At 58.1% G+C, this 20,686-nt stretch carries 18 protein-coding genes; 12 read left to right on the top strand and 6 right to left on the bottom strand.

The genetic code is table 11. The features are described from left to right. Positions 1-115 precede the first annotated feature (115 nt). The 5 genes from JI721_RS01530 to JI721_RS01510 all read right to left on the bottom strand — a co-directional run bounded on the left by JI721_RS01530 (position 116) and on the right by JI721_RS01510 (position 5,057). Positions 116-1,009: a fumarylacetoacetate hydrolase family protein gene (locus tag JI721_RS01530; protein WP_274456327.1), complete on the bottom strand. Its 894-nt coding sequence runs from the start codon at positions 1,007-1,009 to the stop codon at positions 116-118. 13 nt (positions 1,010-1,022) lie between these two features. Then, the gene (locus tag JI721_RS01525) at positions 1,023-2,456 is read right to left on the bottom strand and encodes an aldehyde dehydrogenase family protein (protein WP_274456326.1); all 1,434 of its coding nucleotides are present in this window, start codon (positions 2,454-2,456) and stop codon (positions 1,023-1,025) included. Positions 2,457-2,558: 102 nt separating this feature from the next. Continuing rightward, complete coding sequence (locus JI721_RS01520; protein ID WP_274456325.1) at positions 2,559-3,494, bottom strand: UxaA family hydrolase; 936 nt, start codon at positions 3,492-3,494, stop codon at positions 2,559-2,561. After that, the gene (locus JI721_RS01515) at positions 3,491-3,802 is read right to left on the bottom strand and encodes a UxaA family hydrolase (RefSeq protein ID WP_274456323.1); all 312 of its coding nucleotides are present in this window, start codon (positions 3,800-3,802) and stop codon (positions 3,491-3,493) included. The genes JI721_RS01520 and JI721_RS01515 overlap by 4 nt, the downstream gene beginning before the upstream one ends. 106 nt (positions 3,803-3,908) lie before the next feature. Continuing rightward, positions 3,909-5,057, bottom strand: a complete 1,149-nt coding sequence (locus tag JI721_RS01510) for a UxaA family hydrolase (RefSeq protein WP_274457600.1) — start codon at positions 5,055-5,057, stop codon at positions 3,909-3,911. Between the two features lie 187 nt (positions 5,058-5,244). Between JI721_RS01510 and JI721_RS01505 the strand changes: the two genes are divergently transcribed. From JI721_RS01505 to JI721_RS01450, 12 genes are all read left to right on the top strand, one after another. Beyond that, complete coding sequence (locus JI721_RS01505) at positions 5,245-7,215, top strand: sigma 54-interacting transcriptional regulator (protein ID WP_274456322.1); 1,971 nt, start codon at positions 5,245-5,247, stop codon at positions 7,213-7,215. 78 nt (positions 7,216-7,293) lie between these two features. Beyond that, entirely contained in the window at positions 7,294-8,070 is a 777-nt protein-coding gene (locus JI721_RS01500) for an SDR family NAD(P)-dependent oxidoreductase (RefSeq protein WP_274456320.1), read from the top strand. Between the two features lie 80 nt (positions 8,071-8,150). Beyond that, entirely contained in the window at positions 8,151-9,440 is a 1,290-nt protein-coding gene (locus JI721_RS01495) for a nickel pincer cofactor-dependent isomerase, group 22 (protein WP_274456319.1), read from the top strand. A 47-nt stretch (positions 9,441-9,487) separates the two neighbouring features. Then, on the top strand, positions 9,488-10,318 hold the full coding sequence (gene larE, locus JI721_RS01490; RefSeq protein WP_274456318.1) for an ATP-dependent sacrificial sulfur transferase LarE: 831 nt from the start codon (positions 9,488-9,490) through the stop codon (positions 10,316-10,318). 171 nt (positions 10,319-10,489) lie between these two features. Next, positions 10,490-11,638 (top strand): galactonate dehydratase, encoded by a 1,149-nt coding sequence (dgoD, locus tag JI721_RS01485; protein WP_274456317.1) that lies wholly within the window; start codon positions 10,490-10,492, stop codon positions 11,636-11,638. A 22-nt stretch (positions 11,639-11,660) separates the two neighbouring features. Beyond that, a complete protein-coding gene (locus tag JI721_RS01480; protein ID WP_274456316.1) occupies positions 11,661-12,539 on the top strand; it encodes a dihydrodipicolinate synthase family protein in 879 nt (292 codons plus the stop codon). A gap of 75 nt (positions 12,540-12,614) precedes the next feature. Beyond that, positions 12,615-13,358 (top strand): nickel pincer cofactor biosynthesis protein LarB, encoded by a 744-nt coding sequence (gene larB / locus JI721_RS01475; protein ID WP_274456315.1) that lies wholly within the window; start codon positions 12,615-12,617, stop codon positions 13,356-13,358. A 2-nt stretch (positions 13,359-13,360) separates the two neighbouring features. Beyond that, positions 13,361-14,767 carry a nickel pincer cofactor biosynthesis protein LarC gene (larC, locus tag JI721_RS01470; RefSeq protein ID WP_274456314.1) on the top strand — a complete coding sequence of 469 codons (1,407 nt, stop codon included), beginning with the start codon at positions 13,361-13,363 and terminating at the stop codon, positions 14,765-14,767. Between the two features lie 25 nt (positions 14,768-14,792). Beyond that, positions 14,793-16,064 (top strand): nickel pincer cofactor-dependent isomerase, group 22, encoded by a 1,272-nt coding sequence (locus JI721_RS01465; protein ID WP_274456313.1) that lies wholly within the window; start codon positions 14,793-14,795, stop codon positions 16,062-16,064. Between the two features lie 54 nt (positions 16,065-16,118). Then, complete coding sequence (gene kdgD, locus JI721_RS01460) at positions 16,119-17,033, top strand: 5-dehydro-4-deoxyglucarate dehydratase (RefSeq protein ID WP_407654056.1); 915 nt, start codon at positions 16,119-16,121, stop codon at positions 17,031-17,033. 129 nt (positions 17,034-17,162) lie between these two features. Next, positions 17,163-18,530, top strand: a complete 1,368-nt coding sequence (locus tag JI721_RS01455; protein ID WP_274456311.1) for an FAD-binding oxidoreductase — start codon at positions 17,163-17,165, stop codon at positions 18,528-18,530. Positions 18,531-18,589: 59 nt separating this feature from the next. Then, positions 18,590-19,603, top strand: a complete 1,014-nt coding sequence (locus JI721_RS01450) for a HoxN/HupN/NixA family nickel/cobalt transporter (protein ID WP_274456310.1) — start codon at positions 18,590-18,592, stop codon at positions 19,601-19,603. Between the two features lie 56 nt (positions 19,604-19,659). Here JI721_RS01450 and JI721_RS01445 read toward each other — a convergent pair whose 3' ends face one another. Then, positions 19,660-20,253, bottom strand: coding sequence for a hypothetical protein (locus tag JI721_RS01445; RefSeq protein WP_274456309.1), 594 nt, complete (start codon positions 20,251-20,253; stop codon positions 19,660-19,662). Positions 20,254-20,686: the final 433 nt, after the last annotated feature.

The following is a 20,686-nucleotide window of genomic DNA, read 5'->3' as shown; positions in this document are numbered from 1 at the left end:
TATCAACGGTGAGGTGAAAGGAAAAGGCTTCGGGGCCCTTCGGGGCCCCCGACTGTTTTCCTGCGAGATGTTAACCTTCACGGCGTTTCGAACCGCCTGTCCGGCTGCTTTGCCCTTACAGAGCCATTGGCGCTGCGATGGGGTTGACTAAAGTGCCGATTGCGTCGATGCATATGTCCACCCGGTCGCCAGGGGTGAGCGTGAAATCGTCCGGTGGTACAATCCCCGTCCCCGTCATCAGCACTGTCCCGTCGGGAACCGGGTTGTCGCGGCAGAGGAAGTCCACGAGTTCATCGACCCTGCGCCGGAACTGGCGGAACGGGACCGACCCGGAGAATGCCAACTGGCCCTCGCGGTGAATCTCCAGCGACACCGTCCAATCCGCAGGCGTGGTCGATGGTGTGTGCCAAAGCAGGACAGGTCCAAATGAGCAGCTGCGTGAAAACACCTTCGCCTGCGGCAGATAGAGGGGGTTTTCCCCTTCGATGTCGCGCGAACTGAGGTCATTGCCAACGGTCCAGCCGATGATGTCTCCGGTTGCCGAGATGACGACGGACAGCTCTGGCTCAGGCACCATCCAGGAAGAATCGCTGCGCAGCCCAAGTGGGTTGCCAGGAGGTACAACCCGGTCAGCCGTGGCTTTGAAGAAGAGTTCGGGCCGCTCTGCTGCATACACGCGGTCGTAGACACTGTCCGAGATTTTGGTCTCCGCATTGCGCGCTTCGCGGCTGCGCTCGTAGGTGACGCCGGCCGCCCAGACCTCGCGGGCGACGACCGGCGGCAGAAGATGGCCCGCTTCATCTAATTCATGGAACGAAATGCCTTCGCCAGTACACAGGCGGGCTGCCGCGTCTTCGAACGGGATGCCGAGCGCTCGAAGGGCATACCACATCTGCACGGGTTCGGTCCAGTGCGGCACTTGCCTTGTCACGTTGTACACGGTGTCCTTCACGAGGATGGCCAGTTGCGGCTCGCCAGTCGTCTCGTCGCGATAGCGCAGGGTTTTCATCATCATGTCCTCCTCATCCGTAGTACACGGCACACGTTTTGACCTGACTGTAGAAGCTGAGGGCGGCCTGACCCTGTTCGCGCGTGTGCGAGCTGGACAACTTCATGCCGCCGAACGGCGCCTGGTACTCAACGCCCGCCGTCTCAAGGTTGACGCGGACCATGCCTGCCTGTGTCTCGTCGAGAAACCGCAAGGCGCGTGACAGGTTTTGCGTGAAGACGGAGGCGCTCAGGCCGTACATCGTTTGATTGCACAAGGCGAATGCTTCTTCTGCGTCCGTTGCACGAACGACAGCCGCAACGGGTCCAAAAATCTCCTCCTGGACCAGCTTGTGATCGGGGCCAACGCCTCCCACCACCAGGGGCATCACGTAGTAGCCTGTCGACGGGTCGACCTGGGCCTGACCCTGGGCGAGGACTTCCGTTTGCTCCGCGAGCCGGACGTACGACCTCACGGTTTCATACTGTCCCGCAGACGCCACAGGGCCGAGATAGGAACTCGGGTCAAGTGCGTTTCCGACGTATAGTTTCGCGACTTCCTTACGCAGTTCGTCGACCAGGGGTTCGTAGGCGGCCTGTTCGACGATGATGCGGCTGGTCGCCGTACACTTTTGGCCTGCTGAGCGGAACGCGCCGCTCAGAATGGCGGGGACGGTTGTGGACAGGTCTGCGTCGCGCAATACGACGGCTGCATTCTTTCCGCCCATTTCCGTCTGGTACTTGATATTTCGGCGTGCACACGTGGCGGCCACCTGGAGCCCTGTCTTGGTCGATCCCGTGAAACTTACCCCGTCAAGGGGCAGCTCTTCCAGCATCCTGCTGCCTACCTTACTCCCTGTGCCGATGACCAGGTTCAGCACACCCGCGGGAAGCCCCGCTTCCGCCAGGATTGCCGTGATTTTGGTTGCAGACAGGGAGGCCGCTTCGGCGGGTTTCCAAATCACCGTGTTTCCGCAAATCAGGGCAGGGGCGAGCTTCCAAATGGGGATCGCGACGGGAAAGTTCCACGGGGTGATGAGCCCAACGACACCCAGCGGCACCCGTTTCGTGTACTGCAGGACGTTGTCGGCGCCAGCCGGGATGACGTCGCCGACCGCACGAACGCCTTCTGCCGCATAGTAGCGAAGCAAGTGAACGCCGCGCATCACCTCTCCCTTCATTTCGCTGATGGGCTTGCCCATTTCCAAACTGGAGAGGGTTGCGACCTCATCCAGTTTGGACGCCAGCAGATCGGCGGCTTGATAAAGAATCTGACCGCGTTTGCCGCTGTTCATGGAAGCCCACGATGCCAAGGCCTTTTGTGCCGCTTCTCCCGCTTGTTGCATATCGCTCGCTTCGGACAGATGGAGTACACCGATTTCTTCGCTTGTATTGGATGGGTTCTTGACGTGGATGACGTCGCCTCGCGGAGTATACCATTCACCGCCGATATAGTTCCTAGACTCCATGACACTTGTCGCCTCCTCTGTGATCGATCAGGGGGAATCGCAGGCTCACGGGCAAGCGTTCGGCTTGCAGTGAGAGGCCTGTTGACCATGGCTGAACCGAGCTTACACGGTTGGCCCAATCCGGTAGAGCGCAAAGTCGTCCATTCCGAACGACTCGGCGACGGTCGGGTGACCATTCGCGATGGAGGCCAATTGTTCCGTGACCTGTTGGACGTCGTGCACACTTTGGAGCTGTCCATCGAAGTCATCGCGGAATTTTTGATAGGTCGTTTCATCCATGCACCAGCGAATCGTCGGCGCCAGCGGACTGCCAAATGCATGCGGACGGTCCGCAAGATGGACGATGAGATGTGCACCAGCCGCCGTCAATCCAGTGGTGGTCTCCAGCGCGTTCGAACCAGGTTTCATCGCCCACACGCGTTCGTCTGCAGATTCCCCGTAGTCCACTGTACCCACAGCGCCGGCCAGTTCCTCCGCCAAGTGCAGATAGGCATTGGGGATCACGATGCGGACGCCCAATTCCTGCAGGGATTCGAGACACGCTCGCACCAGTTCCAGCTTGCTGGCGACGCTCGAGTCGATCAAGACGCCGACCACGAGCTCGTCCCAACCTGCCGTCTCACGCTGACAGCGGTCAAGTTCGCGCTGCCGCTGGTCGATCCACGCATCCACGCGTGCTTCGGCGCCAGGCGTACCCCCTGACGCTTGAATGACGACAAGGTCCATGGGGCGATCCGTCTGGGCAGCGGCGTTGGCAAACAGCTTTGTAGCAACAACGCCTTCGCAGCCCAGGCTTACGAACATGCTGGCGTACACATTCGGATGAAGTGCGAGCTGCGTGAAAATCCGCCGGGTCTGCTCCAGGTCGGCGCCAATCTGGGCACACCCATGCTGATGCTCAATGTACTTCAGTTCCGGGTGCGTGAGCGCAACGTCAACCACCACCTGATTGGCGCAGACGACCGTCGGGAGGGTGAACAGATAGTTGCGTACCCCAATGCCGCCGTCCGAGCGTCGGTACGCCGTGAGCCCTGTCATACCTGGGATGCCCCCTTTGTCAGGTCACCGCGAGCGCGGCGGCTGTCGACATTGTGGACGTGAACGTGATCGCCTGCTTCGATGGCCGCCGTCGATATGCCAATGACCTGTCCATACTTGTGTACAAGGCCGCCCTTCGGAATGGTTCGGATGGCGAACTTGTGGCCGAACGGAATGTCGGCCCGCAACGTCACTCCGAACCCGCGGTCCAGGTCCGTCAGGGTGGTGCCAGCCGCGAGCGGAACCAGTGCCACCGCCACATCGTCTTTTGGATGCATCACCAGCCATTTGCGCTGAAGTTCGTTCATCTCTTGTCAACTCCTTCAGGAACTGCCCGTAAGCTTCATTCATCTCCGCAACTGGGTTCTCCCCAGCCGGTTCGGTCTGTCGGAACGCTGCCGCGTGGACTGGAACCTAGAGGCTTTGACCGATACGGTAGATGCCGAATTCACGGTGCCCGAGCCGCTCCGCCTTCGTCTGCTGGCCACTCAGCACGTTGAGCATGAGCTGGAACAGGCGTTCTCCGACTTGCTGGACCGTTTCCGTACCGTCGATCACCGTACCCGCGTTCAGGTCAATGTGGTCTTGCATGCGCTGATAGGTAAACGAGTTAGACGATACTTTTATTACCGGGGCAATCGCGCATCCGGTCGGTGTACCGCGGCCAGTGGTGAAGATGGCAATCTGGGCGCCGCCGGCGACCATGCCCGTCATCTGCTCGATGTCGTGGCCGGGCGTGTCCATGACAATCAGGCCCTTTTTGGTCGGTCGCTCGGCGTATTCGACGACCTCCTGGATTGGGGAATGTCCCGCCTTGTGAATGCAGCCAAGGCTCTTCTCCTCAATCGTCGTGATTCCGCCTTCAATATTGCCGGGCGCGGGCTGCGCACCACGAATATCGACACCCATTTTCATTGCGTTTTGTTCCATGCGCCGGACGATGTACAGGATACGGTCGCCGACCTCCCTGGAAACGGCCCGCTCTGCCAGCAGGTGTTCCGCTCCCATCAGTTCAGTGGTTTCGGAAAGGATCGACGTACCGCCAGCATTCACCAGCAAATCACTTGTAACACCGAGAGCCGGGTTGGCGGAAATGCCTGAACAGGCGTCGGAGCCGCCGCATTCCGTGCCGAGAATGATTTCTGAGAGAGGCACCGGTTCGCGCTGTACGGCATCGCGATCGCGAACCATTTGCCTGGTTCGAGCCACGCCAAGCTCGATGGCGCGCCGCATGCCGCCGACCTGTTCGAGCACAATGAGTTCCACGGACTTGCCAGCCGCCTCGGCGGTGGCTGCGATGCTTTGCAGGTCGTACGGTTCGTGACCCCAGCCGAGGATGATCACGCCGTGGATGTTCGGATGGGTGGCGAATCCTTCATAGACGCGCAGGGTCTGCCTGAGGTCGTCGCCTGACTGGTCGATGCCGTGCTGGTTTCGGAACGTGACGGAATCGGGAACCTGGCGGACGATGCGGTCGGCGACCTGGTTCATTTCGTAGGAGACTGGCAAGACCAGGACGTGATTGCGGACGCCGATGCGACCATCCGCTCTGCGGTAGCCCATGATGTTCACGAAAGTATCCTCCATTCCGTAAGGGGTGCATGCCTGTATCTCTTGTTTCTAGCAATTCGCGTGCCAATGCAGATGGGCAACCCACATTCTTTTCTTCCTCCCGCCTCAAAGTGATTTGTTGCAAGTTGAAACAATTGCGTTACAATTTAGACTACCGACCTTTCAAGGAGGGTGGCCTGTGGAGATTGTACTGGTGGCTCCATACCAGAGGATGGTCCGGGATGCGCAGGAAATTTGCCGTATGTACGGAGAGCGTATCAAGATTGTCCATGGCTGCATGGATGACGGCGTCCAACTGGGGAAGCGGGCCGTGGAGAACGGTGCTGGCGTCATCATCAGCCGCGGCGGTACATGGGTGCGTCTTTCCGAGGCTGTGTCGGCGCCAGTGGTTGAAATCGCTGTCACGCCCTATGATGTGCTCCGCGCGCTGCAACGTGCACGCGGCATGGGCAGAAAATTTGGCGTGGCGGGCTTCAGCAATGTCATCGCCAGTATGCGTGAATGGGTTTCCATGTTGAATGTACCGGTCGTGCCAATTGAGATTGATGATGATACGGAGCAGACAAGAAACACCGTGTTGCAGGCCATTGAACGAGAGCGGGTTGACTGTCTGCTTGGCGATACAACCATTTTGGAGTACTCCGTCGATTTCGGCGTTCCGTGCGTACTGATTGAATCAGGCAAGGAAGCCATTTGGGAAGCCATCCAGGAAGCCAAGCGACTGGTTGCTGCCCGGATGGTCGAGCGCAAGAGGCACGCCTCTTTACATACGGCATTGGACAGGGTCCATCAGGGGATTCTAGTTGCGGACCGCGAGGTCGTACAATTCGCGAACCGTACGGTTCTACAGTTGATTGGACGGGATGCCTGTGCGGGGTTGTCCATCCGGGACTGTTTACCTCCGGCGCTGTACGAGTTCCTCGAAAATTCATCAGGTCGGGACTCGGAGATTTTGCAACTTGGCGCCAAACTTTGGTTTGTCGAACGGTATCCACTCCTCGATGATGGACGGTTTTTCATTACCTTGCACCTGGTCGACGACATCGAAACGATTGAACGGAGAGTTCGTCAACGCCGGGCAGGCACGGGACATGTCGCGCGTTATACATTTGATGATTTGGTTGGACAGTCGCCCGCCATGCGCTTTGTCATCAGCCGTGCCACGCAATTTGCGCAGGCCGACTCCTCCGTACTCATTGTCGGGGAAACGGGGACGGGTAAGGAAATGCTGGCGCAGTCCATCCACAACGCAAGTTCACGAGCCCAGGGACCGTTTGTCGGTGTAAACTGCGCGGCGCTGCCAGAACAACTGCTCGAGAGCGAGCTGTTTGGTTACGAAGAAGGCGCGTTCACAGGCGCCAAGCGAGGCGGAAAGCCCGGCTTGTTTGAACTGGCGCATGGCGGAACCCTGTTTCTCGATGAGATCGGCGAGACTTCCCTTCACGTGCAACAGCGCCTGCTGCGCGTTTTGCAAGAGCGACAGGTCATGCGGATTGGCGGCGAACGACTGATTTCGGTGGACGTGCGCGTGGTCGCGGCCACGAACCAGCCGCTGTGGCGGTTCGTCCAAGAAGGCAAGTTTCGCAAGGACTTGTTCTTCCGTCTCGACGTCCTTCGGCTGAATACGATTCCGCTGAGAGAACGGCGAGAGGACATTCCTGACCTCACCGAACACATGCTCTATCAACTTTGGTATCAAAGGAAGGGCGTCGGCGTGCGGCCGCGGCTCGATCCCGCCATATTCCCGCTCCTGCAGGCGTACGACTGGCCAGGGAACGTTCGGGAACTCCAGAGTATGCTCGACTATCTGCTGGCCACACAGGTTCAAGGAAAAATTGGCGTAGAAGCGATTGAGGAATGGGTCGAGCAGAAGGCACTTCCGCCGGTTGCCGGAACTGTCGATAGCGCGACGTCTTCTGAAGGCGCTTTCCGTTCCAAGCTGGAACCGTATGATGCACCGGACGCCAAACAGTCCGTCGCTCTGGCGCAGTTGCCCGGCCGGACGATGGAGGAGATCGAACGGTGGGCGATTGAACAGACACTGGCTGAGACCAGCGGTGATATGACGAGGGCTGCGCAGATGTTAGGGATCAGCCGTACAACCTTGTGGCGCAAAATGAAGCAGTGGCAGACGGAAACGATGGCATGAATTTTGCTTAATTGGTTTGGGGGACATCGCCCGTCGATTCCGTTCAAACGCCAGTACGGCACACGGGGAGGCTTGAATATGCGGCTGCAGGACAAAGTCTGCTTGATCACCGGAGGAGGAAAAGGCATTGGTGCCGCGACGGCGATTGCGTTCGCGCGCGAAGGCGCCTGGGTGGAGATTGGGGATGTCGACACGGCAGCGGGACAGGAGACGGCGCAGGCAATTGAGAATGAACTCGGCAAGCGCGCTGTGGCGACGCACGTGGATGTCACGGATGCCCGTTCTGTGGCCCGATGGGCAGCGGATATCATGGGGCGCCATGGGAGAATCGATGTACTTTTCAACAACGCCGGCATCAGCGCTGTCGGTCCGTTGCATGAAATCGACCAGTCGCTTTGGGAGCGCGTCATGGCCGTGAACGTAACGGGGGTATACCTGGTGTCCAGGGCCGTACTGCCGATCATGATGGACCAAAAGTCGGGATCGGTCATCAATATGTCTTCCTGTATTGCCGCGCTTGGATTGATGCGTCGTGCGGCTTACGCTGCCACGAAAGGCGCAATTCTGTCGATGACAAAGTCCATGCAAGTGGACTACGCGCCCTACGGCATCCGGGTGAACGCGTTGATGCCAGGCACCATCTACACGCCGTTTGTCCAGGATTACATTGAAAGGTCTTACGACGATCCACAGTCTGCCATTCAGGGTTTGAAAGCACGCCAGCTCGGCGGCGAGCTCGGAACCCCGGAGGACGTTGCAATGGCTGCGGTATACCTGGCGTCAGACGAGTCCAAGTACGTGATGGGAACCGGATTGGCGGTCGATGGCGGCGTGACTGCGGGGAAGTTTTCATAAACGGAACATCATCATTTCGCCGCTGCGAACCGCAGGCAGACTCGCCGATGGACCGCACAACGTCATGAGGGGGCATTGGAATGGGCGTTGTTGAGGAATTGATACAGTCGATGCCTTTGCCGAAGATGATTCGCATCCGGCAGCACTTTCCGAGTCCGGTCGTGGCCGACATTGAGCAGACGATTCACGAGGCATTTCAGCAGGAAGCAAAACATATTCAGTGGCCTTCGGGCGGCGAGGTCGCGGTGGTGGTTGGCAGCCGCGGCATCGCGGATCTTCATCTGGTCACGCGCGCTGTGGTCGCGGAAATCCGCAGACATGGGTGCTCGCCGTTCATCGTTCCGGGCATGGGCAGCCATGGCGGCGCCACCGCTGAAGGACAACGGGAAATTATCGAGGGATATGGTGTCACGGAAGCGTTTGTCGGTGCCCCCATTCGCTCTTCGATGGAAGTCGTTCAGATTGGCGAACTCCAAAATGGCCTGCCGGTGTATATGGACCGCATTGCGTATGGTGCGGAAGGGATTTTTGTGGTGAATCGCATCAAACCACATACGGCCTTTCGCGGCCCTTTTGAGAGCGGCATCGTGAAGATGATTGCCATTGGCCTTGGCAAGCAGAAAGGTGCCGAAGCCTGTCACAAATTAGGGTTTGGCCACATGGCGGAGCACATCGTCGAGGTTGCGAAAGCGGCGATTGGAACGGGAAAAATCCTCGGGGGTGTCGCAGTACTGGAGAACGCGTACGACCGAATCGCGGAAGCGCATGTGCTGCCTGCTGCACAGATTCTGGACCGTGAACCGCCGCTATTGGTTCGGGCCAAATCCTATATGCCAAGAATTTTCGTAGACGACATCGATGTATTGGTGGTCGACGAGATTGGCAAGGACATCAGCGGTGACGGGATGGACCCGAACATCACAGGGCGTTATGCCACACCGTTTGCCACGGGAGGACCCAACGTCACCCGTATCTGTGTCCGCCGGTTGACGGAGCGCACGCACGGGAATGCGAACGGATTGGGTGTGGCAGATACGACCACCCGCCAGGCGTTCGAAGCCGTCGAGTTTGACATGACGTATCCAAATGCCCTGACCTCTACGGTCATCGAGCCCGTGAAATTACCGATGATTCTGGCCAACGACCGGCTGGCCATTCAGGCTGCCGTGAAGACCAGTCATGTTCTCAAGGAGCAAGACGTGCGAATGGTGCACATTCGCAACACACTTCGCATGGATGTCATTCGGGTCTCCGAATCCATTTTGCCGCTGCTTCGGGAACGACCGGACGTTGAAATCCTTGGAGAACCAAAAGCATGGAAGTTCCATGACGACGGCTCGCTGGATGTAGACGATGCGTGGGTAGAGTGAAGCAATGAGTCCGGTCGCACAAGTGACGGAAACAGGGGGACACAAAATTGCATGAGGCATGGGAGAAATATGAACGTCTACTGGCGCAGATTCGCGGATTGCAGCGCGTTCTTGTCGCGTTCTCGGGCGGTGTAGATAGTACCTTCTTGCTAAAAGCATCCCTTGAAGCGGTGGGGCCGGAAAACGTATTGGCCGTTACAGCGGACTCAGAAACGTATCCGGAACGCGAGCGAGATGCAGCAACGGAGCTGGCAGCGGAACTCGGCAGCCCGCACGTGGTGATTGAAACCAGTGAGCTCGCGATTCCCGGTTATGCGGAAAACCCCGTGAATCGGTGCTACTTCTGTAAATTTGACCTCTTTTCCCACCTGGCCCCGATTGGACGTGAACGTGGTTTCGAACACCTTGTCTTTGGCGCCATTGCGGACGACCTGGGGGATTTCCGTCCAGGTCTTCAGGCTGCCAAGGAACAGGGCGTACATGCGCCTTTACAGGACGTGATGCTGTACAAGCGCGAGATTCGCCATCTTTCGAAGGCACTCGGCTTGCGCACCTGGGATAAACCTTCCATGGCGTGCTTGTCGTCACGGATTCCCTATGGAGAAAGAATCACCGTTGAGAAGCTCTCCATGGTCGATCAGGCGGAATTTTTCCTGCAGCAGCTCGGTTTTCGCCAACTCCGTGTTCGTCACCATGAGTCCACGGCCAGAATTGAGGTACCACCCGAACAGATTGTGGATGTCGCAAAGTTGGCAGATATGATTACGACGAAGTTCCAAGAAATTGGTTATCGATACGTCACGCTCGATTTACAAGGGTATCGTACGGGAAGTCTGAACGAACTGCTTCCGAAGTACGCTGTATCCGCACGCCAGTAGGTTGTTGGCGTACCCGCCGGAGCAGCAGACATGGCTCAAAGCGGGCGACGAAGTGGTCGTCTCGGAGGGGCTTTGCGACCTCGAACGGTGTTGGTATGCGTGCGTTGGGCAGAAGTGGTGACATTTGGTGAATGCATGGTGGCGCTGACACTGATTCCCGGAGGTAGCGTGATGAAAATTACCAAACTGGAGCTGTTTCAAATTCCGCCGCGTTGGCTGTTTCTCAAACTTTCGACGGACGAAGGCCTCGCTGGGTGGGGGGAGCCCGTCGTTGAAGGACGGGCGGCAACGGTTGCGGCAGCTGTGCGGGAACTGGAAGGGTATTTGATTGGGCGTGATCCAAATCAGATTGAAGATATCTGGCAGGTGCTGTACCGGGGCGGGTTCTACCGAGGAGGGCCCATACTGATGAGTGCGATTGCCGGGATCGACCAAGCGTTGTGGGACTTGAAAGGCAGGCGGTACGGCTTGCCTGTGTACGAGTTTCTTGGGGGCGCTGTCAGAAGCCGGGTTCGGGTGTACGCGTGGATTGGCGGCGACCGCCCGTCCGAGGTGGGTACGGCGGCCAAGGAAAAGGCTGAGCTGGGGTTCACGGCTGTCAAGATGAACGCCAGCGAAGAGATGCACTACATAGATTCGCATGCCAAGGTGGATGCGATCGTCAGCCGTGTGGCGGCCGTGCGTGAGGCGGTTGGCAAGGACTTCGGAATCGCGGTGGACTTTCACGGCCGCATTCACAAGTCGATGGCGAAGATCGTAGCCAGAGCGCTCGACGCGTTCCATTTGATGTTCATCGAGGAACCTGTACTTCCTGAGAACCAGGAAGCCTTGAGGGAAGTGGCGCGCTACACGTCCGTTCCGATTGCAACTGGTGAACGGATGTTCTCGCGATGGGACTTCAAGCATCTGCTGGCTGATGGCTGCGTGGACATCATTCAACCCGATCTTTCGCATGCGGGCGGGATTTCGGAAGTCCGAAAAATTGCAGCGATGGCAGAAGCGTACGACGTCGCCGTCGCGCCCCACTGCCCGCTGGGTCCATTGGCGCTCGCGTCGAGCTTGCAAGTCGACGCTGCGACGCCGAACGTCTTTATCCAAGAACAAAGTCTCGGGATTCATTACAACCAGGGGAACGACCTGTTGGACTACCTGAAGGACCCGTCGGTTTTTCGATACCACGAGGGGTATGTGGACCTGCCCCGCCAGAGCGGGCTGGGCGTCGACATTGACGAAGAACGCGTACGGGAAGCCGCTGCGGCAGGCCATGACTGGAAAAATCCTGTCTGGAGGAATGCGGACGGGACCGTTGCCGAGTGGTAATTCACGAAAGGGGATGGACGATTTGCTGAAGGGCATGGTTGCGGCGATGTTCACGCCTGTGGAGAACCAGCGCGTCTCGTTCGCCGGGCTTGAGGCGTACGTACAGTGGCTGATTGAACAAGGGACGGAAGGGCTGTTCTTCCTGGGTACAACGGGGGAAGGCCTTCTGGTGCCGGAGAACGACCGGGAAGCCGCAGTGGCATGCGTGGTCAAGGCAGCCGCCAACCGGGTGCCTGTGGTTGTTCAGTGCGGGGGAATGGCTCTGCATCAAACACTGGAACGCGTGTCCAGCGCCGTGCGGGCAGGGGCCGACGCGATCGCGCTATTGACCCCGTTTTTCTACGCGCACGACCAGCAGGCGCTTGAACGTTACTACGACGAGGTGCTGGCGGCCTGGCCCGAGGTGCCGTTCTATCTGTACAGCATCCCGAAATACGCCAACAATGCGGTGTCGCCGAACCTTCTGCAGACCCTCTTGAAACGTCATGTGAACCTCATCGGCATCAAGGATTCGAGTGGATCGGTCGAGCAGCTTCAGGCCTACCGGGATGCGGCGCCCGAGGCTGCTGTTTTCATCGGCAGCGACACAATGTTTCAGGAAGCCTATGTACGCGGTGCCGCCGGCGTTGTCTCGGGGCTGGCGGCTGTGTTCCCGGCCTTGGCTGTTCGGGCCTGGCGACGTCTCTCGGCGGGGGATTCGTCCGGCGCACAGCAGATGAAGGAGATTTGCGATGTGTTTCATGAATTTTCGACGATTCCTGCTGGGCGTGCGGTTTTGACACGCAACGGGATGCCTGTCGGTGAACCGTTCAAGCCCCTTTTGCCGCTCACCGTGGAACAGCAAACGCAACTGTTCAGTGCGCTGCAACGGTTGGACCTGGGGCTGTTGCGGCAGGACTGAGCCAGGAACGCCTCCGTCAACGGCAACGGGTCTGGACAACGTAGTCAATGGAAGAGTTGGGGGTAGACGGCCTGTATGGATTATCGAGCGATTTTGGAAGGTGTTCAAACCGGGAACATGTCCATCGACCAAGGGTTGCAGGCTCTCCGGAAGTTAGGGGCCGATGAACTCGGGTATGCCACGCTTGACCACCATCGCGCCCTGCGCAGGGGGTTTCCGGAAGTGGTGTACTGTGAGGGGAAAACGCCCGAGCAGTCTGCGCAAATTCTCATCCGGCTTGCGGAGACGGGGGAGGGGCCTGTGCTTGGGACGCGCGCCGGACGTGAGGTGTTCGATCTCGTCCGGCGCACGCATCCCTCGTTCGAGTATGAAGAACTGTCCCGCATGGTGTTTTTGCGGCGGGGGATTGGTTCGCCCAAAGGACAGGTACTTGTGATTGCGGCGGGTACGTCCGATCTGCCCGTTGCGAATGAAGCAGTCCTGACACTGGAACTGATGGGTGCACGGGTAGAACAAATGATCGACGTCGGTGTTGCCGGATTGCACCGCCTGCTCGGTCAACTGGATCGACTCTATCAGGCGCGCGTGCTGGTTGTTGTTGCCGGCATGGAGGGTGCGTTGCCGAGTGTCGTCGCGGGGCTGGTTGACCAACCCGTGATCGCGGTGCCGACCAGTGTTGGCTACGGCAGCCACCTCGGGGGGCTGACACCGCTGTTATCGATGTTGAACAGTTGTTCCTCCGGGGTCGGTGTGGTCAACATTGATAACGGGTTCGGTGCCGGTTATCTCGCAGCGATGATCAATCGAATGGGGGAGTGACAATGCGCGCAGCCTACTTTGAATGTCCTGCCGGCGCGAGTGGGGACATGTTCCTCGGGGCATGGCTTGACACCGGGATCGACCAGCGTGCGTGGCGAGCGATTTTGGAGCGGCTGGCACTGGAGGATGTGCAGATTTCGGTCGCAACCGTGTTCAAACAAGGCATCCGCGCGACCAAGGTGGACGTGACCGCCGCCAACGAGGCGTGGAAGTATGATGAGCCGTCCCACGCCCATGATCACGGCCACGAGTCCGCCCATCGCCACGACCATGAGCATCATCATGGGCACGCGCATCCTCATGACCACGCGCATCCTCATCACTCGTGCCTTCCACATCGCGGCTTGCGTGACATTGAGGCCATTTTGCATCGAGCCGATCTGCCGTTGCCGGTACGGGACAACAGCTTGCAGGCGTTTCGGCTGCTTGCGGAGGCTGAGGGATATATCCATGGAATTCCCCCGGAGAACGTTCATTTTCACGAAGTCGGGGCCGTCGACGCCATCGTAGATATTGTCGGGGCAATGGCCGGCTGGTACTTGGCCGGGATGCCGCAATGCTATGTTTCGACGATTGAAGTGAGCGGCGGGACCGTCACCTGCGCCCATGGAAGAATGCCGGTGCCCGCTCCGGCAGCGGCCCGTCTCCTCCAAGGCTTTGTCACACGTTCGTCCGGGGATTGGGGAGAAACGGTGACGCCGACCGGGGCAGCCATCATTCGGACGTTGGCCGAGCGAGGCAGAAGGCCGGAGATGTCTGTGGAGAAGGAAGGGTATGGCGCTGGCAGCAAGGAGTTGCCGGTTGCAAATGTACTGCGGATCCAGCTCGGCGAAGTCGCCCCCGCCCCCGCTCACCCTGAAGGTGAAGATACGCCGTCGACGTTCCAGGCGGTCGATCGCAAGGGTGACGCAGCGCGTGAACGTGTTATCGTCCTCGAAGCCAATATTGACGACATGCCAGCGGAATGGGTCGCGCACACCACGGCCCGTTTGCTTGAACTGGGCGCGTTGGATGCCTGGGTGACGCCGGTCGTGATGAAGAAGGGCCGACCCGGGTATATCCTCCACGCCCAGTGTAAACCAGACGATCGGTCGCGCATGGAAACGGCAATGCAGGATGAAACAACCACGCTGGGCGTACGGGGGTACGAAGTTGAACGCGCTGTGCTTTCGCGGAAGGTGGTCAAGGTCACGACTGACTTTGGTTCTGTGGGCATCAAGTTGGCCCTGCGGGACAATCAGGTCGTCAATGTGGCGCCTGAGTATGAAGATTGCCGCGCATGTGCCATTCGCCACAGTGTCCCCTTGAAACAGGTGTACCAGGCGGCGTTGCTGGCGTTTGCATCTCAAGACGACGAGGGGTGCGATTTTGACTTTCTGAGGGGAGACATTCATGGATGCGATGGATGACCGTTCGCAGGAGGCTTGCAGAAGCATGAACGTCATTGAAGAACTCTTGCGTCCCATTCCGATTCCCAAGATGGCACCCGTTCGGCAGCACTTCGCCGTGACACGGGTGGTCGATGCAGGGGCCGAGGTGCAAAACGCGGTGCTGAAAGAGGGCTTGTTGGAGCGAATCCAGCCGGGCAGCAACATCGCGATTGGCGTTGGTTCACGAGGCATCGCCAACTTGCCGGAATTGGTCAAAGCGACAGTCGACCTTGTGAAAGCGCGGGGTGCGAACCCGTTTCTGGTCCCCGCGATGGGCAGTCATGGCGGGGCAACGGCGGAAGGTCAGAGAGCGATGCTGAACCATCTGGGTGTAAGAGAGGACACGGTGGGCGCGCCCATCCATGCAACGATGGAAGTGGTACAGATGGGCATGTCCGCCCATGGCTTGCCGTTGTTTGTGGACCGCAATGCGGCGGCTGCGGACGGTATCATCGTCATCAATCGGATCAAGCCGCATACATCGTTTCGTGGCCCGGTTGAATCCGGACTTCTCAAGATGTTGGTGATTGGGCTCGGCAAACAACGGGGCGCGGATGCCGCACATGCGCGCGGCTTTGCATCCATGGCCGATCACATCCTCGACCTGTCCCAGGCGGTGCTGGACCGCCTGCCGGTGTTGTTTGGCGTCGCCGTGATCGAAAACGCGTATGACGAAACGGCAAAAGTGGCCGCTGTTGCATCCGAGCGAATGCATGAATTGGAGCCGCAGCTGCTGAATGAAGCCCGATTACGGATGCCGCGCATTTCCCTGAACGACCTGCATGTGCTGGTCGTTGACGAAATTGGCAAGAACATCAGTGGTGTCGGGATGGACCCGAATGTGACCGGGCGCTATCCCAATGACCTGGTAAAGGGCGATTTGCGGGTCAATCGCATTGTGGTTCTTTCCCTCACGGAAACCACCGACGGGAACGCGGCCGGGCTGGGATTGGCGGACGTGACAACCGCTCGAGCCGAATCGCAAATTGATCGGGTTAAAGGGTACATGAATGCGCTGACGTCAACGTCGATGAGCAGTCCGAAATTGCCGATTGTGATGCCGACAGACAAACAGGCCATCCAGGCAGCCGTCAAGACCTGTCTGGAACCGAACTTTGGCGCTGTGCGCATGATTCGGATCGTCAATACATTGAAGCTCGACGAAATCTGGGTCTCCGAATCCCTGCTGAGCGAAGCACAAGCGCATCCAGACATGGAGGTGCTGGGTCCCGCCGAAGCGATGGCGTTCGATGCGACTGGCCGGCTCATTCGGTAGAAGCGGCACGTGCACAGATGGGGAGGAAATTGGGATAGAGGGAAAGGGGAGAATGTGATGTCCACATCGAAAGTTCCTTCAGGCATTCTAGGTTTCCCTGTGACGCCCTTCACGCAGCGCGGGAAAGTGGATGTGCACGCGTTGGAGGCAAATGTGGAATTCCTGGTTCGGTCTGGTCTATCCGCCGTTTTTGTTTGTTGTGGGTCAGGAGAGTTCCAGTCTCTAAGTCTGGAAGAGTGCATGGACATCATAGACACTGCAGTCGGTGCGACAAAAGGGAGGGTGCCGGTCTACGTCGGTGTGGGCGGCAATCTGTCGATGGCATTGCGCCAACTGCACGCCGCGGAAGCCGCCGGGGTGGATGGGTGCTTGATTTTCCCGCCTTACTTGATACACGGCGAGCAGGAAGGTCTGTATGAGTACGTCAAAACAATTGCTTCGAGTTCCGACCTGAATACAATCATCTACCAGCGGGACTCAGCTATCTTCACGGTGGAGACGGTGCAAAGGCTGGCGGAGATTCCACAGGTTGTGGGATTGAAAGACGGCCATGGAAACATGGAGCTGAACATTGAACTCGTTCAGACCCTCGGAGACCGGCTCGCTTGGTGCAACGGAATGCCGTTCGCCGAGGTGACGATGCCGGCATATGCGGCTGTGGGATTTCGGACGTACTCCTCCGCGATTTCCAATTACATCCCTCATATTTCCCGAATGTTCTTTACGGCGCTTGAAAATCAGGACCGCGAGCAACTCCATGCGCTCTACCAGGTCGCGTTGATGCCCATCAACCAGATTCGGAAACTGCGAAAAGGGTATGCTGTGTCGCTTATCAAGGCTGGCATGGAAATCATGGGATTGCCAACGGGTTCGATGGTTCGCCCGCCGCTGGTCCCTGTCGAACCTGCCCATTATCACATGCTGGAGCGGGTCCTGGAATCGGTGTTACAGGCGTTTCCAGTCCCTTGAATCTTGTGCTTGAATCTTGCGGCTGAACCTTCATGACCAGCGGACTCGGAGCGTGTGTCAAAACAGCGCGGGGGCGAGGGCGGCACGCGATTCAAATACGGATCCGATTTCTTCACGGGGGAATGATCAATGGGGATTGCCGATGACTTGCGAGCACTGCTCTCATCCGAGCAGGTTTCGACAAACCGCAGCGTGCTTGAACAGCACAGCAGGGATGAATCCTATCACACACCGGTGTTACCTGACGTCGTGGTCTACCCTCGTTCCACAGAGGACGTGGTGCAGGTTGTCCGGTACGCCAGCGTCCGCGGAATTCCAGTGGTCCCGTTCGGGGTTGGGAGTGGGCTTGAAGGCCACGTCGTTCCAGTCAAGCGCGGTATTTCCCTGGACATGATGCAAATGCAGCGCATCCTGGAAATCCGGCCCAAGGACTTCCTTGTGCGGGTGCAGCCGGGCGTGACGAGGAAGCGCTTGAATGACCAATTAAGACGATACGGTTTGTTCTTTTCGGTCGATCCCGGTGCGGACGCGTCACTCGGCGGCATGACGGCAACCAATGCGAGTGGGACGACTGCGGTTCGGTACGGGACCATGAAAGACAACGTGCGGGCGCTGACGGTTGTTCTGGCAAGCGGTGAAGTCATACGGACGGGATCGTTTGCGGCCAAATCCTCGTCCGGGTACAATCTCACGCCGCTGTTTGTGGGGTCGGAAGGGACACTCGGCATTTTCACGGAAATCACCCTGCGGCTGTTTGGCATCCCTGAGGCGACCGTGGCAGGCCGCGCCGAGTTTGCGGACATACAGCACTGTGGCAACGCGGCCGTCGCGCTCATCACGGCCGGGATCCCCATCACGCGGGTGGAGTTGGTCGACGCGCCGTTTATTGAGGCCGTGAATGCGTTCAAGCAAACGCATTACGCCGAGGTGCCTACACTGTTTCTCGAGTTTTCTGGCAGTCGCGAGAGCGTAGAAGCGGATTCCAGAATGGCGCAGGAGATTCTATCGGACGAAGGCTGCAGGGACCTGCAGTTCGAGTCTGATGAGCACGCTCGCAATCAACTGTGGGAAGCGCGCCACTCAAGTGCATATGCTTTTCAGCACCAGCATCCTGGGTGTGGACTTTTGTCCACCGACGTCTGCGTGCCGCTCTCCGAACTGCCTGGAGCCATTACCAACGCAAAGCGGCTGATTGACGAGATGAAGATCCCCGGTGCAATTGTCGGCCATGTCGGAGATGGAAATTTCCATGTTTCCGTCGCAGTCGATCCAGCCGATGCAGACGCCTTGCGGCGCATTGAACAGTTCAATGAACAGCTCGTTTTCCACGCACTCCGTGTGGGCGGAACGTGCACAGGAGAACACGGGGTCGGACTGGGGAAGAGAAAGTATCAGGAAGCAGAGCATGGTTCGTCCATCCAGATGATGCGGGGCATCAAGGAATTCCTTGACCCCGGACACATTCTCAATCCGGGTAAGCTCATTGATGAAGGGTAACCGATCGGTCGTGGACGTCAACGGAGGTCAGTGGATGAATTAGGCTGAGGAGGTTGCTTGTGACTCGACAACGGTGGTGGCCGTACGTCATACCTGTATGCTGCCTGCACATGATTGGGATCGCGCTGCTCACAGTTTCGGTCCGACAACATCCCACCCTGTTGGGAATGGCCTTTCTGGCATACACCTTTGGCTTGCGACATGCTTTCGACGTTGACCACATCGCGGCGATTGACAATACCGTTCGAAAATTGACCCATGAACAGAAGCACCCGATGGGGGTTGGTTTTTACTTTTCATTGGGTCACTCCACGGTGGTTGCCGGACTGACGATGGTCACAGCAATGTCCGTCCACTTCCTGAAAGAACGGATGCCTCAGATTGAAACCGTTGGGTCCGTCATGGGTCCTACGGTTTCGGGGACATTTCTGCTTGTCATTGGGTGTATCAATCTGGTCGTCCTCGCACAGATTTTGCGGACGTTCATGCGCATGCGCGGACGCGAGGAGGTACACACAGACCTGGAATCCTGGTTGTCCATGAGAGGATTCATGGCGCGTCTGACCAAACCGCTTCTGCGGATAGTGAACAAGAGTTGGCACGCGTACCCCATCGGATTTTTATTCGGGTTAGGTTTTGACACAGCGACCGAAATCGCTTTACTGGGGATCTCCGCCGTGGCAGCGAAGAACGCTTTACCCTTTACGGGTGTCCTGTCGCTGCCGATTTTGTTTGCGGCCGGCATGAGTTTGCTGGACACCGCCGATGGAATCTTCATGAGCACGGCATATGACTGGGCATTTGCCACCCCTTTGCGAAAAGTCTATTACAACTTGTCCGTCACGGGGCTTGGCGTATTGGCCGCGGTGTTCGTCGGACTGGTCGAATTGGCACAAGTGCTGGTTCCCGCATTGGGGCTGCGTGGACAGCTTTGGAATTGGATTGTACAGGTGAATTTCGGACGACTCGGCTACTTGCTGGTCGCGTTGTTCGTGGCCGTATGGGTTCTGTCATTCGGGTTATGGAAATTTTTTCACATTGAAGAGCACTGGCAAGGGTCTGCCGGAAGTTAAACCAGGCGCAGCAGGTCTGCGAAGACCCGCTGCGCCATGAAAAGCATCTTGCCGAATTAAACCCACCAGTGCATCCCGTTTGCGAAGTTCAGCGTGACGCCGTAGGTCAAGTACAGCAGCCAGATACCGGTCAGCAGCTGGAAAAGGCCTGTGGACTTTTCCCAGAACTTGCTGTTGCGGAACCGGGACGGAATTTCGCAAATGTAAATCAAGGTCAATCCAATAAACAGAATCATAGCAGGAATGTCGCCGGCATTGCCAAACGAAATGGCGCCCAACACGCTCAGCCCGAGCAGCGGAATGGCCATCCAGGCTTCGGGGCCATGGTCGCTTCCTGTGTAGCGGCGAAGCCCAAGGACAATCCAGTGAATCCCGTACACGCTGAATGCGACCGCGGCCATGTAGAGCGGCGGGGCATTGCGGTACACGGGGAACCAGGACAGTCCAACCATCAAGTAGATCCCGGTGATCAACTGGCCGAAGCCGCCGAGAAACATCCCCCAAAGGCCGACGGTGCGGTCAAATTTTGCTTTGTCCTGGCCCCAGTTTGGACCGGCGGAGAGGGTGGTGCCGCCTTGAACGAAATAGTTAATCGAGAGTGATAGAAATCCGATGGCGACTGGCCAGAATGTTGAGATAGGTACTGACACGATGATTCCTCCCAACGGTAACGTGTGGATCCGCCGCATTGCGGACGATGTGATGGCGTTTCAGCTCGATGAATCGTCTTTCCCTGTCGTTGCGTCCGTCTTCCAGACTTCACCCCTTTCGCTGGACAGCGGGCTGTACGCGAGCCGTGCTGCCTGTCGTCGCTGGCGCACCGCTTTGCACTCGCTGGTGCTGACAGACAAAACAAAACGGCACAAAGAGAGCGTGATCCGTTGCCGGAACTCTGCTTTGTGCCGTTGCGTTCACCTGCAAGCGCATACAGATAAACCAACCAGCGTTTGAATTCGATAGCCAGTGTACTGTCTCAATACACCTGCCACCGTCTACTATATTTCTCCTCTCGGCATCGAATGTCAACCTTCGACATTGTTTTACAGACAAGTTTGTCGACGCAGCGGCCCTGTGCTACGATGC

Origin of the sequence: Alicyclobacillus cycloheptanicus, from assembly GCF_028751525.1 — a bacterium.
In the GTDB taxonomy this organism is placed as follows: domain Bacteria; phylum Bacillota; class Bacilli; order Alicyclobacillales; family Alicyclobacillaceae; genus Alicyclobacillus_L; species Alicyclobacillus_L cycloheptanicus.
The sequence above is the reverse complement of the archived record's forward strand: the minus strand, read 5'-3'. Positions and strand labels throughout refer to the sequence as shown.

Excerpts from the sequence above, each read along its gene's own strand:
- JI721_RS01500 (WP_274456320.1), top strand. The coding sequence starts at position 7,294 with ATGCGGCTGCAGGACAAAGTCTGCTTGATCACCGGAGGAGGAAAAGGC.
- JI721_RS01520 (WP_274456325.1), bottom strand. The coding sequence starts at position 3,494 with ATGACAGGGCTCACGGCGTACCGACGCTCGGACGGCGGCATTGGGGTA.
- JI721_RS01455 (WP_274456311.1), top strand. The coding sequence starts at position 17,163 with ATGGGGATTGCCGATGACTTGCGAGCACTGCTCTCATCCGAGCAGGTT.
- larC (WP_274456314.1), top strand. The coding sequence starts at position 13,361 with ATGCGCGCAGCCTACTTTGAATGTCCTGCCGGCGCGAGTGGGGACATG.
- JI721_RS01515 (WP_274456323.1), bottom strand. The coding sequence starts at position 3,802 with ATGAACGAACTTCAGCGCAAATGGCTGGTGATGCATCCAAAAGACGAT.
- JI721_RS01510 (WP_274457600.1), bottom strand. The coding sequence starts at position 5,057 with ATGGGCTACCGCAGAGCGGATGGTCGCATCGGCGTCCGCAATCACGTC.
- JI721_RS01530 (WP_274456327.1), bottom strand. The coding sequence starts at position 1,009 with ATGAAAACCCTGCGCTATCGCGACGAGACGACTGGCGAGCCGCAACTG.
- JI721_RS01465 (WP_274456313.1), top strand. The coding sequence starts at position 14,793 with ATGAACGTCATTGAAGAACTCTTGCGTCCCATTCCGATTCCCAAGATG.
- larB (WP_274456315.1), top strand. The coding sequence starts at position 12,615 with ATGGATTATCGAGCGATTTTGGAAGGTGTTCAAACCGGGAACATGTCC.
- dgoD (WP_274456317.1), top strand. The coding sequence starts at position 10,490 with ATGAAAATTACCAAACTGGAGCTGTTTCAAATTCCGCCGCGTTGGCTG.
- JI721_RS01495 (WP_274456319.1), top strand. The coding sequence starts at position 8,151 with ATGGGCGTTGTTGAGGAATTGATACAGTCGATGCCTTTGCCGAAGATG.
- JI721_RS01525 (WP_274456326.1), bottom strand. The coding sequence starts at position 2,456 with ATGGAGTCTAGGAACTATATCGGCGGTGAATGGTATACTCCGCGAGGC.